Annotated in this window: 13 protein-coding genes; 9 read left to right on the top strand and 4 right to left on the bottom strand. The window is 72.1% G+C overall.

The features are described from left to right. Positions 1-13: 13 nt before the first annotated feature. The 4 genes from Aiant_RS23095 to pseB are packed head-to-tail and all read right to left on the bottom strand — an operon-like array spanning position 14 to position 4,601. Positions 14-1,636, bottom strand: a complete 1,623-nt coding sequence (locus tag Aiant_RS23095) for a class I SAM-dependent methyltransferase (RefSeq protein WP_189334617.1) — start codon at positions 1,634-1,636, stop codon at positions 14-16. Next, complete coding sequence (locus tag Aiant_RS23100; protein ID WP_189334618.1) at positions 1,633-2,493, bottom strand: hypothetical protein; 861 nt, start codon at positions 2,491-2,493, stop codon at positions 1,633-1,635. The genes Aiant_RS23095 and Aiant_RS23100 overlap by 4 nt, the downstream gene beginning before the upstream one ends. A gap of 3 nt (positions 2,494-2,496) precedes the next feature. Further along, positions 2,497-3,621 (bottom strand): DegT/DnrJ/EryC1/StrS family aminotransferase, encoded by a 1,125-nt coding sequence (locus Aiant_RS23105; protein ID WP_189334619.1) that lies wholly within the window; start codon positions 3,619-3,621, stop codon positions 2,497-2,499. Beyond that, positions 3,621-4,601 (bottom strand): UDP-N-acetylglucosamine 4,6-dehydratase (inverting), encoded by a 981-nt coding sequence (gene pseB, locus Aiant_RS23110; RefSeq protein ID WP_189334620.1) that lies wholly within the window; start codon positions 4,599-4,601, stop codon positions 3,621-3,623. The genes Aiant_RS23105 and pseB overlap by 1 nt, the downstream gene beginning before the upstream one ends. 189 nt (positions 4,602-4,790) lie before the next feature. On the opposite strand from pseB, the gene Aiant_RS23115 reads away from it, so the two are divergent. From Aiant_RS23115 to Aiant_RS23155, 9 genes are all read left to right on the top strand, one after another. Beyond that, the gene (locus Aiant_RS23115; protein WP_189334621.1) at positions 4,791-5,033 is read left to right on the top strand and encodes an acyl carrier protein; all 243 of its coding nucleotides are present in this window, start codon (positions 4,791-4,793) and stop codon (positions 5,031-5,033) included. Further along, entirely contained in the window at positions 5,030-5,761 is a 732-nt protein-coding gene (locus tag Aiant_RS23120; RefSeq protein ID WP_189334622.1) for an SDR family NAD(P)-dependent oxidoreductase, read from the top strand. The genes Aiant_RS23115 and Aiant_RS23120 overlap by 4 nt, the downstream gene beginning before the upstream one ends. Beyond that, positions 5,758-6,981 carry an AMP-binding protein gene (locus Aiant_RS23125; protein WP_189334623.1) on the top strand — a complete coding sequence of 408 codons (1,224 nt, stop codon included), beginning with the start codon at positions 5,758-5,760 and terminating at the stop codon, positions 6,979-6,981. Before Aiant_RS23120 ends, Aiant_RS23125 begins: the two co-directional genes overlap by 4 nt. Continuing rightward, positions 6,978-8,012: a LuxE/PaaK family acyltransferase gene (locus Aiant_RS23130; protein ID WP_189334624.1), complete on the top strand. Its 1,035-nt coding sequence runs from the start codon at positions 6,978-6,980 to the stop codon at positions 8,010-8,012. The genes Aiant_RS23125 and Aiant_RS23130 overlap by 4 nt, the downstream gene beginning before the upstream one ends. Continuing rightward, positions 8,009-9,196, top strand: a complete 1,188-nt coding sequence (locus Aiant_RS23135; RefSeq protein ID WP_189334625.1) for an acyl-CoA reductase — start codon at positions 8,009-8,011, stop codon at positions 9,194-9,196. The genes Aiant_RS23130 and Aiant_RS23135 overlap by 4 nt, the downstream gene beginning before the upstream one ends. An 11-nt stretch (positions 9,197-9,207) precedes the next feature. Continuing rightward, positions 9,208-11,502, top strand: coding sequence for a hypothetical protein (locus Aiant_RS23140; protein ID WP_189334626.1), 2,295 nt, complete (start codon positions 9,208-9,210; stop codon positions 11,500-11,502). Between the two features lie 65 nt (positions 11,503-11,567). Further along, positions 11,568-12,875 (top strand): sensor histidine kinase, encoded by a 1,308-nt coding sequence (locus tag Aiant_RS23145; RefSeq protein WP_189334627.1) that lies wholly within the window; start codon positions 11,568-11,570, stop codon positions 12,873-12,875. Positions 12,876-12,915: 40 nt separating this feature from the next. Further along, positions 12,916-14,472: a M1 family metallopeptidase gene (locus tag Aiant_RS23150; protein ID WP_189334628.1), complete on the top strand. Its 1,557-nt coding sequence runs from the start codon at positions 12,916-12,918 to the stop codon at positions 14,470-14,472. Between the two features lie 21 nt (positions 14,473-14,493). Continuing rightward, positions 14,494-15,138, top strand: a complete 645-nt coding sequence (locus Aiant_RS23155; RefSeq protein ID WP_189334629.1) for a response regulator — start codon at positions 14,494-14,496, stop codon at positions 15,136-15,138. The last annotated feature ends 26 nt before the right edge of the window (positions 15,139-15,164 follow it).

The following is a 15,164-nucleotide window of genomic DNA, read 5'->3' on the forward strand; positions in this document are numbered from 1 at the left end:
TGCGTCCTAGCTTCTATCGACGGGTGGTCTGTTGACGGAGTCGGTTGCGGGCCTTGCGGGCCATGGCCAGCCCGGCCTTGGCGGCGCGGTAGCCGAGGCCGCCGCTGAACGCGGCGATCTGCATCCGGGCGCGGCCCAGCTCGGCGTCCCGTTTCTCCAGCTCGTGCTCGAAGAAGCCGGCCCGGGCCTCGGCGTCGGCCAGCCGCCGGCGCAGGGCCGACAGCTGTTCCTCGTGCTCCCGGCGGCCGTCCGGGAGGGCCTGCGCCTCGGACTGCTCCGGGAGCTCGTCCAGCCCGGCCGCGCCGGCCAGGATCGCGGTGAGCCGGGGCAGGTCGGCGATCGCCTGCCACGGGTGGGCGTAGCCACCGGTGGTCAGTGTCCGCGCGAAACGGGTCAGCGCGTCGGGACAGTCCGGCGCGTCCGGGTCGAGCAGGGCGAACCGGTCGCCGTCGACCAGCACGTTGCCGGCGTCGGCGGTGGGCAGCGCGACCATCCAGCCGGTGAGCAGCCGCCGCAGGGTCGGCAGTTCATGCCGCAGCGCCGCGGTGAGCAGCAGCTCCTCCAGCAACCGCCCGGCCGGAAGAGGCCGCTCTGCGGTAAGAGGCCGCTCGGCCGGAAGAGACCGCTCTGCGATATGAGGCCGCTCGGCGGTAAGAGGCCGCTCGGCCGGACGAGGCTGCGCGGTGGGAAGAGGCCGCTCCGACGGCAGCGGCCGGTCGCCGGGATGGCCGACGGTGCGCTGCGCCCAGCCGGCCTCCGGCGAGCCGGTCAGCTCGGTGATCGTTCCCGGTCCGGCGCGCAGCACCGGGGGCAGCGTCACGGCCGGGGCCGCGATCGGGGCGCGGTGGGCGACGGCCAGCCAGGCCGGTGCGAGTTCCGCGCCCAGACCGCGCCGGACCGCCGCGCCGGCCAGCCGGCGAGGATCACAGAGCACAGGACGATTCGCGTACGCCGTCCCGACCGCCGCCGTGACCAGCGCGGCGAGCGCGTGCACCGGCCCATGCCCCAGCGTCTCCGGCGTGACCAGCAACGTCGGGTGATGTGCCGCCGGCCAGGCGGCCGCCAGACCGGAGACGACCAGGCCCTCCGCGTCCAGTGCCGCCGCCACCCGGTCGGCCCGGCCCGGCGCGGTGCCGAACTCGCCGAGCGGCCGCCAGGCGTCTTCGGTCCGTGCCGCGGTCGCCGCGCCCGGGTCGACCAGCCGGTGCACACCCAGCTCGTTCTCCACGGTGAGCAGCAGCGCGCCGCCCGGGCGCAGCACCCGCTTGAGCGCGCGGACCGCGTCCAGCCAGTCGAGTTGCGGGCCCTCCGGGGAGCAGAGCCGGGCCACGCCGTCCAGCGCGAGCACCGCGTCGTACCGATCGGTCTCGGTCAGCTTGGGCAGGGTGCCGCAGAGGATCCGGACCCCGGGCACGTCCCGCGCATCCTGGGCGAGCGCGTCCGGGTGCGAGCGGACCAGGCAGGTCAGCTCACGGCCCGGGGCCAGCGCGGCGACCAGGCCGGGATCGTGCGGGCCGGCGAGCAGCACCCGGGCGCCGGTGGGAAGGTGTTCGACCAGGTGCCGCAGGAGCGGGCCGCCGGCCGGGGGGAGCTGTTCGGCGTAATCCGGCATCTCGCCGCCGATGAGCTGGATCACGCGGTCGCCTCCCGAGCCGCGGTGTGCTGCTCCGCGGCGCGGCCGCGGGGCGCGGTCCAGCCCAGGATCGCGCGCAGCTCGGCCGGGCCGGCCAGGTGGCCGTCGCCGAGCTCGGCGAGCGCGGTGACCCGCGCCGCGACCGGATCCGGCGCGACCCCGTGCAGCTCCGGCCACTCCCGGCGGATCCGGGTGGCGGTGGCGGTGTCCTCCGAGGCCAGCCGCATCGGGTCGCCGTAGACGGCGGGCTCGCAGCCGGCCACCGCCCCGTAGAGCACCGCGCTGCTCAGCCGGTTGGACGCCACCCGCCGGTGCCGGCGCAGCTCGGCGAGCTGGTGGTGCAGGAACCGGGTGTCCGTCCGCATCCGCATGTAGCCCCGGTAGCCGTGGCAGATCACCCGGCCCGCCTGCTCGTAGAACGCCCGCACCCGGTCGTCTCGGAACTCCTGCCAGTACAGGCAGAAGGTGATCGGGCCGGGCTCGGTGTCCACGATCTCGTCGATCAGTCGCCGGTGATCGCCGCTGACGTGCTGGCCCTCCCAGCCGTGGAACGGGTACCAGATGGTGCCGTCGCGCCGCGCCGGCTCGCCGGCGTCCGGTGTGGACCGCAGCAGGTAGAGGAAGGGTGCGCCGATCACCGTGGCCAGCGGGCGGCCCATCGACCACGCGCGCCGCCGGGTCCGCTCGGACCAGACGAAGATCGGCAGGCCGGGCGCGTACGGCGTGCCGGCCCCCAGCCCGTCGACCACGTTCCAGCCGTGTTGCAGGTAGCCGTCGATCCGGGGCGGGTCCGCCGGGTCGAGCCCGCAGTACTCGGCCAGAACGTGGGCGTGGCCGTAGAAATGGTTGCCGTGGTGCACGGCTCAACTCCCGAGAATGCCGCGCAGGGTGTCGATGACGCGATCCTGCTCGGCGTCGCTGAGGTCGACGAAGAGCGGAAGGGAGATCTCCTCGGCGTAGAAGGCCTCGGCGACCGGGCACATGCCCCGGCGGTACCCGAGATCCTCGAACGCCGGGTGCCAGTACACCGGGATGTAGTTGACCTGCACCCCGATCCCGGCCGCGTGCAGCCGGTCGAACACCTCGCGGCGGCGGCCGTCCAGCACGCGTACCGGATAGAGGTGCCGCATCGGGTCGACGTCGTCCGGGGTGACCGGCAGGCGCAGGCCCGGCACGCCGGCGAGCAGCTCGTCGTACCGGGCGGCGAGATACCGGCGGCGAGCCTTGAAGGCGTCCAGCCGGCGCAGCTGGGAGGTGCCCAGCGCGCAGAGCACGTCCGGCAGCCGGTAGTTCAGGCCGAACTCGTGCACCTCGTAGAACCAGCGGCCCTCGTCGGCGTGCCGCAGCTTCTCCGGCTGCTTCACCATGCCGACCGTGCGGAACGTGCGGACCCGTTCCACCAGGTCGGGGTGGATCGAGGCGACCGCGCCGCCCTCCCCGGTGGTCAGGTTCTTGGTCGGGAAGAACGAGAACGTGGTCAGGTCGGCGACCGAGCCGACCGGACGGCCGTGGTAGGTCGAGCCGATCGCGTGCGCCGCGTCCGCGATCAGCACCGCGCCGGCGCTGTCGCTGAGCTTGCGCAGCCGGTCGTAGTCGGCCGGGACGCCGGCGTAGTCGACCGCGGTGATCGCCCGGGTACGCGAGGTCACCGCGGCCTCGGCGGCGGCCGGGTCCAGGTTCGCGGTGTCCTCGTCGATGTCCGCGAAGACCACGGTCGCGCCGAGCATGGCCGCGCCGGAGGCGGTGGCCACGAACGTCATCGGCGTGGTGACCACCTCGTCGCCCCGGCCGATGCCGGCCGCGGCGTAGGCGGCGTGCAGCGCGGTGGTCCCGTTGGTGACCGTCACGCACGGCGCGCCGGCGACCCGCTCCAGGTCCGCCTCGAACTCGCGGACCCGGGGGCCGGTGGTCAGCCAGTCGCTGCCCAGCGCGGCGACCACCGCGTCCACGTCGGACGGCGCGATGGACTGGCGTCCGTACGGCAGCATCACTTCTCCGACAGCAGGTGGCGCATCTCGTCGACCGAGAGCCACAGGTCGTTGTTGTCGGAGCGGTAGTTGAAGCCGTCGGCGACCTGCTCGCCACCGTCCGGCGTCTGGTAACCCCAGCTCGCGGCGACCGGCTGGACCACGTAGCGGTCCTTGAAGCGCAGCGTGCGGCGGCTGTCGTCGGCCGCGATCATCTCCTCGTGCAGTTTCTCGCCCGGGCGCATGCCGATCTCGTGGATCGGCGAGCCCGGGGCCACCGCCTCGACCAGGTCGAGGATCCGCATGCTCGGGATCCGCGGCACGTAGAGCTCGCCGCCGCGCATCACGTCGAACGAGTTGACGACGAACTCGACCGCCTGGTCCAGGGTGATCCAGAACCGGGTCATCCGCTTGTCGGTGATCGGGAGGCTCTTGTTCTCGGCCGCCAGCTTGCGGAAGAACGGCACCACCGAGCCGCGGCTGCCCATCACGTTGCCGTAACGGACCACGGCCAGCCGGGTCGGGTGGGTGGCGGCGTAGTGGTTGCCGGCCACCACGATCTTGTCGGCGGCCAGTTTGGTCGCGCCGTACAGGTTGATCGGGCTGGACGCCTTGTCGGTGGAGAGCGCGACGACCTTCTTGACCTCGGCGTGGATGGCCGCGTCGATCACGTTCTGGGTGCCGTTGATGTTCGTCGCGACGAACTCCGACGGGTTGTACTCGGCGGTGTCGACCTGCTTCAGGGCGGCCGCGTGCACCACGTGGTCGATCCCGTGCATGGCCCGGTCCAAGCGCGCGCGGTCGCGGATGTCGCCCAGGAAGAACCGCAGCCGGGGGTCGTCGCCGAAGGTCTGCCGGACCTCGTACTGCTTCAGCTCGTCACGGGAGAACACCACGATGCGGTGCGGGTCGAGGTGCGTGAGCGCGTACTTCAGGAATGCCTTGCCGAACGAACCGGTGGCGCCGGTGACAAGGATCGAGGATCCGCTGATTTCAGACACGTGTTTTCTCCGGGGGACTGGGCAGCAAAGCGCTACGGGGCGGAAGCATAACCACCTGTCCCGGCAATTCCGCGGGTCGCGGAGAACAGCCAATGGCAATTCATTTTCAGTTCAACCGGCATTGGTCGCGACGACCGAGCGCCTGCGGGAAGGTGAAGTCCTCCATTCACCGCCCCTGGGAGTAACACCGTGACTGAGCTGGCCAGACTGCGCGACGCGTTCCGCACCGCACTGGATCTTCCGGCGGACGCGCCCGTGGACGACCTGCGCTACCAGGACAACGAGAAGTGGGACTCCCTGGCGCACATGTCGCTCGTCGCGACAATTGAAGATGAATTCTCGGTAATGATCGACACGGACGACGTCATCAATATGTCCAGCTTTGCCGAGGCCGTGCGAATCCTCGGTAAATACGGGGTGGACGTCAAGTGAGCGTCGCCCTGGTCACCGGGGCGTCGCGCGGCATCGGCCGGGCGGTCGCGCACCGTCTCGCCGAGCAGGGTTACGACCTGGTCCTGCACGGGCACGGCGCGGCCGGGGTGGCCGAGACGGCCGAGTCGGTGGCCGGCAAGTTCGGCGTGACCGTGCTGCACGGCGCCGGCGACATCGCCGACCCGCAGACCGGCAAGGCCCTGGCCCGGCTCGCCTTCGAGCACTTCAAGCGGCTGGACGCGCTGGTGGTCAACGCCGGCACGCACGCCGCCGGGATGCTCGGGATGACCGCCGACGACACCATCGAGCGGCTGTTCGCGGTGAACGCGGCGGGTGCGGCGTACACCCTGCAGAACGCCGTGCGCCTGCTGGCCCGCGGGGAGAACCCGGCCGTGGTGCTGACCGCCTCGATCACCGGCACGCACGGCGCGGCCGGCCAGGCCGTCTACGCCGCGTCCAAGGCCGCCGTGGTCGGCCTGACCAGATCGGCCGCCAAGGAGCTCGGCCCGCGCGGGATCCGGGTCAACGCGGTCGCGCCCGGCTTCATCGCCACCGACATGCTGGACACCCTGGACGAGGCCGGCCGCGCCGAGCGGATCGCGGACACCGCCCTGGGCCGGCTCGGCACCGCCGAGGAGGTCGCCGACGTGATCGCCTTCCTGCTCTCCACCCAGGCCCGCTTCGTGACCGGCCAGATCGTCGGGGTCGACGGGGGACTGACGCTGTGAACCTGCTGCACCCGGACGCTCGCGTGGTCGACGCCGCGACCGGCGACGAACTCACCCCCGAGCTGATCGACGCGGCTGCCGCCGAGCTGGCCGGCGAGCGGCTGGTCTTCCTGCCGATGCCGTCGACGGTCCCGGCGGTCGCCCGTTACCTCGCGGCGCTGCGCCTCGGCGTGCCGGTCGTGCCGCTCGACCCGGACGCCGACCACACCGGCCTGATCGAGCGGTACGCCACCGACCGGGTCCACCCCGACCTGGCGCTGCTGCTGACCACCAGCGGGTCGACCGGCAACCCCAAGCTGGTCCGGCTGTCCCGCGCGGCCGTGCTGGCCAACGCCGGGCAGGTGGCCGACAGCCTCGGCGTCGCCGGCGCCGACGTCGCGATCACCACACTGCCGCTGTTCTATTCGTACGGCATGTCGGTGCTGCACTCGCACCTGCTGCGCGGGGCGACCGTGGTCCTCGAACGCACCGGCATCATGCGGCGCGACTTCTGGGCGGCGGTGAACGAGCACCGGGTCTCCTCGATGGCGTTCGTGCCGTACCAGTACGAGATGCTGCGACGGCTGCGCTTCGACCCGGCGACGTACCCCTCGCTGCGGACGATCACGCAGGCGGGCGGCCGATTGCGTACCGAAATGGTGTCTGAATTCGCGGCCCGGATGGCGGCCGTGGGCGGCCGGATGTTCGTGATGTACGGGCAGACCGAGGCGGCGCCGCGGATGGCCGCGCTGCCCCCGGAGCGGATCGCCGACAAGCTCGGCTCGGTCGGGCTGCCGATGCCCGGCGCGAGCTTCGCGATCGAGGACGACGAGGTCGTCTACCGCGGGCCGAACGTGATGATGGGTTACGCCGAGTCCGCCGCCGACCTGGTCAAGGGCGACGAGCTGGGCGGCGTGCTGCGCACCGGTGACCTGGGCCGGCTCGACGAGGACGGCTTCCTGTTCATCACCGGCCGGCTCAAGCGGATGGGCAAGGTGTTCGGCGTCCGGATCAACCTGGACGACGTCGAGCGGAACTTCCCGGTGACGGCGGTGGCCGGCGACGACAGGCTGCACGTGTTCGCCGAGGGGATCGGCGACGACGAGGCCCGCGCGTTGCGGACGAAGATCGCCGAGTGGCTGGGCAGTCACTTCACCGGGATCGACGTGCGCGTGATCGAGGCGTTGCCGTTGCTGCCGAACGGCAAGACGGACTATCGGGCGCTGGAGGCGTCGCTGTGAGTGTCTTCACCCTGCCGCAGGCCGTCAAAGAGGAACGTCTCCTCAACGAGCTCTCGGCCCTGGTTGATCATCACCGCGACCGGTGCGAGCCCTATGCCCGCATCCTGGCGGCTTCCGGTTACGCCGGCGCTTCGGAGATCTCCGCATTGCCGTGGCTGCCGGTCCGGCTGTTCAAGACGCTGGAACTCAAGAGCATCCCGGACGACGAGGTGTTCAAGGTGCTCACCTCCAGCGGCACCACCGGCGACGTCAGCCGGATCCACCTGGACAAGGCGGCCGCCGCCGAGCAGCAGAAACGGCTCGCCGCCACGGTGCAGACCGTGCTCGGGCCGAAACGGCTGCCGATGCTGCTGGTCGACACCAAGGCGATGCTCAAGGACCGCCGCTCGTTCAGCGCTCGCGGCGCCGGCGTGCTCGGCATGTCCACGTTCGGCCGGGACCACGTGTGGGCGCTGGACCCGGACGGACAGGTCGACCTGGCGGCGATCCGCGGCTTCCTGGACAAGCACGGCGACGCGCCGTTCCTGATCTTCGGCTTCACCTTCCTGGTCTGGCTGCACCTGTACGAGGTGGCCCGGGACAACGGCCTGGACCTGTCGAACGGCATCCTGATCCACTCCGGTGGCTGGAAGAAGCTGATCGACCAGGCCGTCTCGCCCGACGAGTTCCGCGCGCGACTGGCCGGCGTCGGCCTCACCCGGGTGCACAACTACTACGGCATGGTCGAGCAGATCGGCACGATCTTCCTGGAGGGACCGGACGGTGGCGCGCTGTACTGCCCGGACTTCGCGGATGTGGTCATCCGCGACCCGCGGACCTGGGCGGAGCTCCCGCCCGGTGAACCGGGCCTCATCGAGGTGATCAGCACACTGCCCACCTCGTACCCCGGGCACGTGCTGCTCACCGAGGACCTCGGGGTGGTGCACGGGATCGACGACGGCGCCTGGCCCGGCAAGCGTTTCTCGGTGCTCGGCCGGCTGCCGCGCGCCGAGGCCCGGGGCTGCTCCGACACCTATCGGGAGGCCGCGTGAGCATCCAATTCCGGTTCGGCGCACCGGGAGACCTCACCGCGCCGTCCGACGACCGGCTCGCCGTCGGCGACCCGCGCGTCGTCGACTTCCTCGGCAAGCTGGCCCGCAAGCTGCTCGCCCCGGCCCTCGCCCGGCGGCACCCGGAGCTGGGCTCGCTCGGCTACTTCCTGCGGCCGGCCGAGCTCACCCGGGCCGTCGAGAAGATGCGGCGGGACGACGCGCTGGTCTTCCCCCGGGGCAATGTCTTCCACGTCCCACCGGCCAACGTGGACACCATCTTCGTGTACTCGTGGGCGCTCTCCGCGCTGGCCGGCAACCACAACGTGGTCCGGATCTCCAGCCGGTCGGCCGGTGCGGCGGACGCCATCTTCCAGGCGCTGCACGAGGTCGACGCCGACCCGGTGATCGCCCGCACCCAGCGGATGGTCACCTACGGCCGGGACGACGCGATCACCGGCGCGCTCAGCCGCTGGGCGGACCTGCGGGTGATCTGGGGCGGTGACGCCGCCGTCGAGGCGATCCGCGAGCACCCGCTGCGGCCGTCCGGGCGGGACCTGACGTTCCCCGACCGGACGTCCTGGGCGGTGCTCTCGATTCCCGGCTGGCGCGCCGCCGACCCGGCTGCCCGCCGGGCCGCGGCGCTCGGGTTCGCCAACGACGCGTACTGGTTCGACCAGGCCGCCTGCTCGTCCCCGCGGACCGTGTTCCTGGTCGGTGCGGGCGACGCCGAGGCGGTCCGGGCGGAGTTCCTGGAGCTGCTGCTGGCGGCCGTCGACCAGCGGGGCTGGACGGTGGACGCGGCGATGGCGGTGGAGAAGCGGGTGAACGCGTACGGGCTGGCGGCGACCGGCGCGGCCACCTCGGTGGCGTTCCCGGACAACCGGATCACCTCGCTCACCCTGACCGGACCGGATCAGGTGCCCCGGCGCTGGATCGGGGCCGGCGCCTTTCCCTTCGCCCGGGCCGATGCGCTGATCGACCTGGTGCCGGCGATGACCCGGCAGGACCAGACCGTGAGCCACTTCGGCTTCACCCCCGCCGAGCTGCACGAGTTCGCCCTCGCGCTGGCCGGCCGCGGGGTGGACCGGATCGTGCCGTTCGGCTCGGCGCTGACCTTCGGCGCGATCTGGGACGGGTACGACCTGCCCGCCGAGTTCACCCGCCTCACCACTCTGCACAGCTGATCAAGCGAGCGATGGCAACTACCTTGGTGGCCCCCGCGGCCACGGAGACGGCGTCCCGTGACGCCCGCGAGTGGCGCTCGCCGCTGCCCTGGATCCTTCCGGTGGCGGCGGCCCTGTGGGCGCTGCTCGGCACCGGTACGCCGGCCCGGGACATCGCTCTCTACGGCGTCTACTTCCTGCTGGCGATCGTCGTACCGGGAACTCTGGTCTTCCGTGCCCTGTTCGGCAGCCGTGGCAACTGGCCGGAGGATCTCACCCTCGGCACCGCCGCCGGCCTGGTCGTCATGCTGGCCGGCTGGGCCCTGGGCGCCGCGTTCGGCCTCCAGTCGCTGCTGATCGGCTGGCCGGTGCTGGTGGTGCTGCCGTTCCTGCTGGTCCCCGGGCTGCGGCGGTGCTGGCGGCGCGGCGCGGGCGACCCGCTGCCGCTCGGCTGGCACTGGGCGATGGCGGCGGTGCTGCTGCTGGTGATCCTCTGGCTGGCCACGGTCTTCCAGGACTTCCCGCTGCCGCCGGTCCGCTTCGAGTACTACAAGGATCTGTACTACCACCTGGCGCTGGTGCACGAGATGACCCGCTCGATGCCGTTCCAGGTGCCGCAGCTGGCCGGGTACGAGCTGCGCTACCACTACCTCTCCGACGCGGACCTCGCCACCGCGAGCATGGTCACCGGGATCGCACCGGCCACGCTGCTGTTCCGGCTGTGGTTCCTGGCCGTCACGGTCGCCGGCGTGTTCGCCTTCGCCACCCTGGCCCGGGTGGTCAGCGGCCGCTGGTGGGCCGCGCCGGTCGCGGCGGCGGCCGGGTTCGCCGGGCAGGCGGTGTCGTTCGGCTCGGCGGCCGCCACCTTCAACAGCGGCGGCCCGGTGTCCCTGCTCAGCCCGTCGCAGGACATCGCCATGCCGCTGATCGCGCTGTTCACGGTGATCGCCGTGGACCGGCTGCGGGGCCGGCCGCTCGGCTGGGGCTGGGCGTTCCTGCCGCCGCTGGCGGTGGCCTGCGCCGGGTCGAAGGCGAGCGTGCTGCCACCGCTGGCGGCCGGGCTGGCGGCGGCCGGGGTGGTGACCCTGTGGCGGACCCGGAAGCTGCCGTGGGCGGCCGCCGGGCTGTTCGGGGTGGCGGTGTCCGGCATGCTCTTCGGCGCCCGGTTCTTCGCCGGTGGCGGTGCCGGCGTGCTCCAGCCGCAGCCGCTGGGCACGCTGCGCTGGCTGGCCCCTTACACGCAGACGCTGGGCGTCGACGACGGCCCGCGGTGGGGCGGCCTCGTCCCGCCGGGCATCCAGAACGCCGGCACCACCGGCCGGGCGTTCATCGCCTGGGTGCTGATCTGGGCCTTGCTGCTGCAAGCTCCCCGGCTGATCGGGCTGGCGCTGCCGCCCCGCTCGCGAGGGACCGGTGACCCTGCGCTGCCACTGATCGCCGGTACTCTCCTCGCCGGTCTCGGCGCGACCTGGGTGTTCTGGCACCCGACCGCGAGCCAGGTCTACTTCTTCGCCGGCGTGATCCCGTTCGGCGCGGTGCTGGCCGCCTGGTCGCTGGCCGACCGGGCACGCTCCTGGCGGGTCCCGGTGGCCGGCGCGGTGGCCGGCGCCCTCTGCGCCGTGCTGCTGCCCGGCGTCGACCCGCCGGCCCGGACCGTCAGCGCGTGGGCCTGGACGCTCGCCGTGCCGCTGCTCCGGCTCGCGGCGATCACCGCGGTGGTCGTCGTGGTGGTGCTGGTGGTCTGGCGGGGCCGTGCCCGGCGGGCGCTGCCGGTGGCGCTGATCGCCGCGACGCTGGGCGCCGGGGTGGCCTCGTACACCGTGCAGAACGCCGAGGCGGTCACCGTCCCGGCGGCGCCGCGGGGTGACCCGAGATATCAGGTCACCCCGCTGGAGATGCGGGCCGCGTTCTGGCTGGACGCGCATGCCGGCGAGAACGACCTGGTGGCCACCAACGTGCACTGCCGCCCGATGAGCGCCACCACGCCGTGCGACGCCCGGGCGTTCTGGGTGGCCGGCCTGGGCGGGCGGCGCACCCTGGTGGAGAGCTGGGGATACAGCGACCAGGCGGTGGCCAGGAACGGGGTGCGCGACCGGGTCTACTTCTACCAACCGGCGCCGGACCGGGCGCTGTTCGCCCTGAACCAGCGGGCGTTCAGCACCGGGGACCCGGCGGTCGTCGCCCGGCTGCGTGACGATTACGGCGTACGCTGGTTGTTCGCCGACAGCCGGGCGGGCACGGTGGCGCCGGCGCTGGCACAGGTCGCCACCGAGCGGCTGCGTCTGGGTACGGTGACCATCTATGAGCTGGGCCGGCAGTCGGGTTAACCCTACCGTCGATCCGGCGGTCCACAGGATCGGATCGGAGGGCTCCGGTGCCTAGCGTCGAGGGCATGGAAACGACGTATGCCGGAGCCCCGGCCACCTACCCCATCGCCCCGGCCCGGCGTCTGCGTCAACTGGGCATCGACACCCAGTACGTGCTCGTCGGCTTCCCGCTCGGGCTGATCACCATCGTGCTCTGCGTGACCGGTTTCGCGCTCGGCCTCGGCACCCTGATCATCTGGATCGGCCTGCCGATCCTGGCCGGCTCGCTCGCCATGTCCCGCGGGTTCGCCCACCTGGAGCGGATGCGGATCGGCCCGGTGGTGCGCCGCAGGATTCCGCACCCGCGATACCGGAGCAGCCGGGCCACCAGCTGGATCGGCAAGATGGTCGCCCCGATCGCCGACGGACAGTCCTGGCTCGACCTGGTGCACGGGATCTTCCGGTTCATCCCGAGCACGATCGCCTTCTGCTTCACCTTCACCTGGTGGGTGGGCGCGCTGGCCGGCCTCACCTACCCGCTCTACGACTGGGCGCTGCCGCACCCGGCGGACAACCAGGAGCTGCCCGAGCTGCTCGGCTTCCCGGACACCGCCACCGTGCGGATCGTCTTCAACCTGGCGGTCGGCCTGTTCTTCGCGCTCACCCTGATCCCGGTGGTCCGTGGCTCCGCGCTGCTCGAGGCGCAGTTCGCCCGGGGCCTGCTCAGCGGTGTCGGCGAGCTGCGCCGGCAGGTGGCCGAGGCGAACGAGGCCCGCGACGTGGCGCAGGAGCAGAAGGCGGCGGCCGTCTCGGCCGAGGCGACCGCGCTGCGCAAGCTGGAGCGCGACATCCACGACGGCCCGCAGCAGCGGCTGGTCCGGCTGGCCATGGACCTGGGCCGGGCCGAGCAGCAGTTCGCCAGCGACCCGGAGGCGGCCCGGGCCACCGTGGCCGAGGCGCTCACCCAGACCCGCGAGACGCTCGACGAGCTGCGCGCGCTGTCCCGCGGGATCGCCCCGCCGATCCTGGTGGACCGCGGGCTCCAGGCCGCGCTCACCGCCCTGGCCGGCCGCTGCACCGTGCCGGTCGACCTGGACGCCCCGATGGTCGAGCGGCTGGACCCGGCGATCGAGTCGGCGGCGTACTTCGTGGTGGCCGAGGCGCTCACCAACGTGGCCAAGCACAGCCACGCCACCGAGGTGCAGGTGAGCGTGCAGCGGATCGCCACCGGCCTGCTGATCACCGTCGCCGACGACGGGGTGGGCGGGGCCAGCCTGGCCAAGGGGCACGGCCTGGCCGGGCTGGACGACCGGGTCAAGGCGGCCGGCGGCGTGCTGGCCGTGGAGAGCCCCGAGGGCGAGGGCACCCGCCTGACCGCGGCCCTGCCTGTGTAGCCGATGCCCGGGGTTGCGACGGGGCCGTATCGTCGCCGACATGCGCAAGATCTTCAATGGCCTGCCCGCGGTCCTCGCCGCGGGCACCGCCGTGCTCGTCGCGGTCGCCGGGAGCGCGTCTCCCGCCCTCGCCGCCGCGGGCACCCCCGGATCCGCCGGTCTCGGCGACCGTCTGTACCCCCTGCTCGGCAACGGCGGGTACGACGTCAAGAACTACAACCTCAGCCTCAAGTACCCGGCCAAGAGCCCGACCCAGACCGTCACCGGCAACGTGACGATCACCGCGGTCGCCACCAAGAACCTGTCCCGGTTCGACCTGGACTTCGGTGGCGACAACGTCGGCAGCGTCTGGGTGAACGGCAAGGCCGCCGGCTTCCGCCGCTCCGGCGACGAGCTGGTCATCACCCCGGCCTCCTACCTGCCGAAGGGCAAGACCTTCAAGGTCTTCGTCGGCAACTTCACCGCCACCCCGACCTCGGCCAGCGCCCTGGAGCCGGAGGGCTTCGTGTCGACCGCCGACGGCACCGTGCTCGCCGGGCAGCCGAACACCTCGCACGAGCTGTTCCCGAGCAACGACCACCCCCGGGACAAGGCGACCTACACGATCACGCTGACCACCCCGCAGGGCTGGATCGGCGTGGCCAACGGCAAGCACGTCCGGGACACCAAGACCACCGGGTACGTCTCGTCGACGTACCGCGAGTCGAAGCCGATGGCCAGCGAGCTGGTCCAGGTCGTCGCCGGCGACTTCGTGGTGAAGAACCGCAAGGCGGTCGGCGGCGTGCCGGTGCGCGACGTGGTCCCGCGCCGGCTCGCCTCGAAGCTGCTGGACAAGGCGAAGGTCGAGCGTTCGCAGATCGCCTGGATGACGAAGAAGGTCGGCAAGTACCCGTTCGAGAACTACGGGTCGCTGGTCATCGACGCCGACCTCGGCTTCGCGCTGGAGACCCAGACCCTTTCCCTGTACGACACCGGCATCTTCGCCTACCCGGCGGCCGTCCGGAACCCGATCATGACGCACGAGCTGGCGCACCAGTGGTTCGGCGACAGCGTGGCGCCGAACGCGTGGAGCGACGTGTGGCAGAACGAGGGCCACGCGACCTGGTACGAGCTGCTGTACGCGGCCGACACCAAGACCTTCAAGAAGTACACCGGCTTCGCCAACCGTGAGGCGTACTTCAAGGCGGTCTACAAGCTGGCCAACCAGTGGCGTGCCCAGTACGGCCCGGTGGCCCGCCCGAAGAGCTCGAAGTCGGTCTGGGACGTGTTCAACCCGAACGTGTACTCCGGCGGCGCGCTCGTCCTGTACGCCCTTCAGCAGAAGATCGGCGACAAGAAGTTCCAGCAGCTGGAGCGCGCCTGGGTCAGCAAGTACAAGGGCAAGTCCGCCTCGACCCAGGACTTCATCAAGCTGGCCTCGAAGATTTCCGGCAAGAACCTGAACTCGTTCCTGACCAAGTGGCTGTACGGCAAGAAGGTTCCGCCGATGCCGGGCCACAGCGGCTGGAAGCCGGCCAGCGCCTCGGCGCAGGCGTTCGGCGCCGGTGAGACGAGCGTCATCACCCCCGCTCAGCACCAGCCGGCCGCGCGGGGCTGATCGATCTGACAGCATGGCGGCATGCGGGTGGTGATTGCCGACGACGCCGTGCTGTTGCGCGAGGGACTGGTCCGGCTCGTCGAGGAGAACGGGCACACCGTGGTGGCGGCCGTCGGTGACGGGCCGTCCCTCGTCGCGGCGATCCGGGAGCACCGTCCGGACGTCTCCATCGTGGACGTCCGGATGCCCCCGTCGCACACCGACGAAGGGTTGCGGGCCGCCGTGGCGGCCCGCGCCGAGGTGCCCGGCACCCCGATCCTGGTGCTCTCCCAGTACGTCGAGGTGTCGTACGCCGACGACCTGCTCGCCGACCGCCGCGGCGCGGTCGGCTACCTGCTCAAGGACCGGGTCTCGCTGGTCGCCGACTTCCTCGACGGGCTGCGCCGGGTGGCCGAGGGCGGCACCGTGCTCGACCCCGAGGTGGTCGGCCAGCTGCTGGTCCGGCGCCGCCGGGACGACCCGCTGCGCAGCCTCACCCCGCGCGAGCGGGAGGTGCTGGGCCTGATGGCCGAGGGCATGTCGAACACCGCGATCGCCCGCAAGATGGTGGTCACCGACGGCGCGGTGGAGAAGCACGTCCGCAACATCTTCACCAAGCTCGACCTGCACCAGGACGAGGAGCAGCACCGACGGGTCCTGGCGGTGCTGGCCTACCTCCAGACGTAGGGTTAGCCCTACCCCGGCTCGGGGGC

Source organism: Actinoplanes ianthinogenes, from assembly GCF_018324205.1.
Taxonomy (GTDB): domain Bacteria; phylum Actinomycetota; class Actinomycetes; order Mycobacteriales; family Micromonosporaceae; genus Actinoplanes; species Actinoplanes ianthinogenes.

Coding starts and splice junctions, on each gene's coding strand:
- Aiant_RS23105 (WP_189334619.1), bottom strand. CDS start 3,621: ATGCTGCCGTACGGACGCCAGTCCATCGCGCCGTCCGACGTGGACGCG.
- Aiant_RS23140 (WP_189334626.1), top strand. CDS start 9,208: ATGGCAACTACCTTGGTGGCCCCCGCGGCCACGGAGACGGCGTCCCGT.
- Aiant_RS23145 (WP_189334627.1), top strand. CDS start 11,568: ATGGAAACGACGTATGCCGGAGCCCCGGCCACCTACCCCATCGCCCCG.
- Aiant_RS23150 (WP_189334628.1), top strand. CDS start 12,916: ATGCGCAAGATCTTCAATGGCCTGCCCGCGGTCCTCGCCGCGGGCACC.
- Aiant_RS23155 (WP_189334629.1), top strand. CDS start 14,494: ATGCGGGTGGTGATTGCCGACGACGCCGTGCTGTTGCGCGAGGGACTG.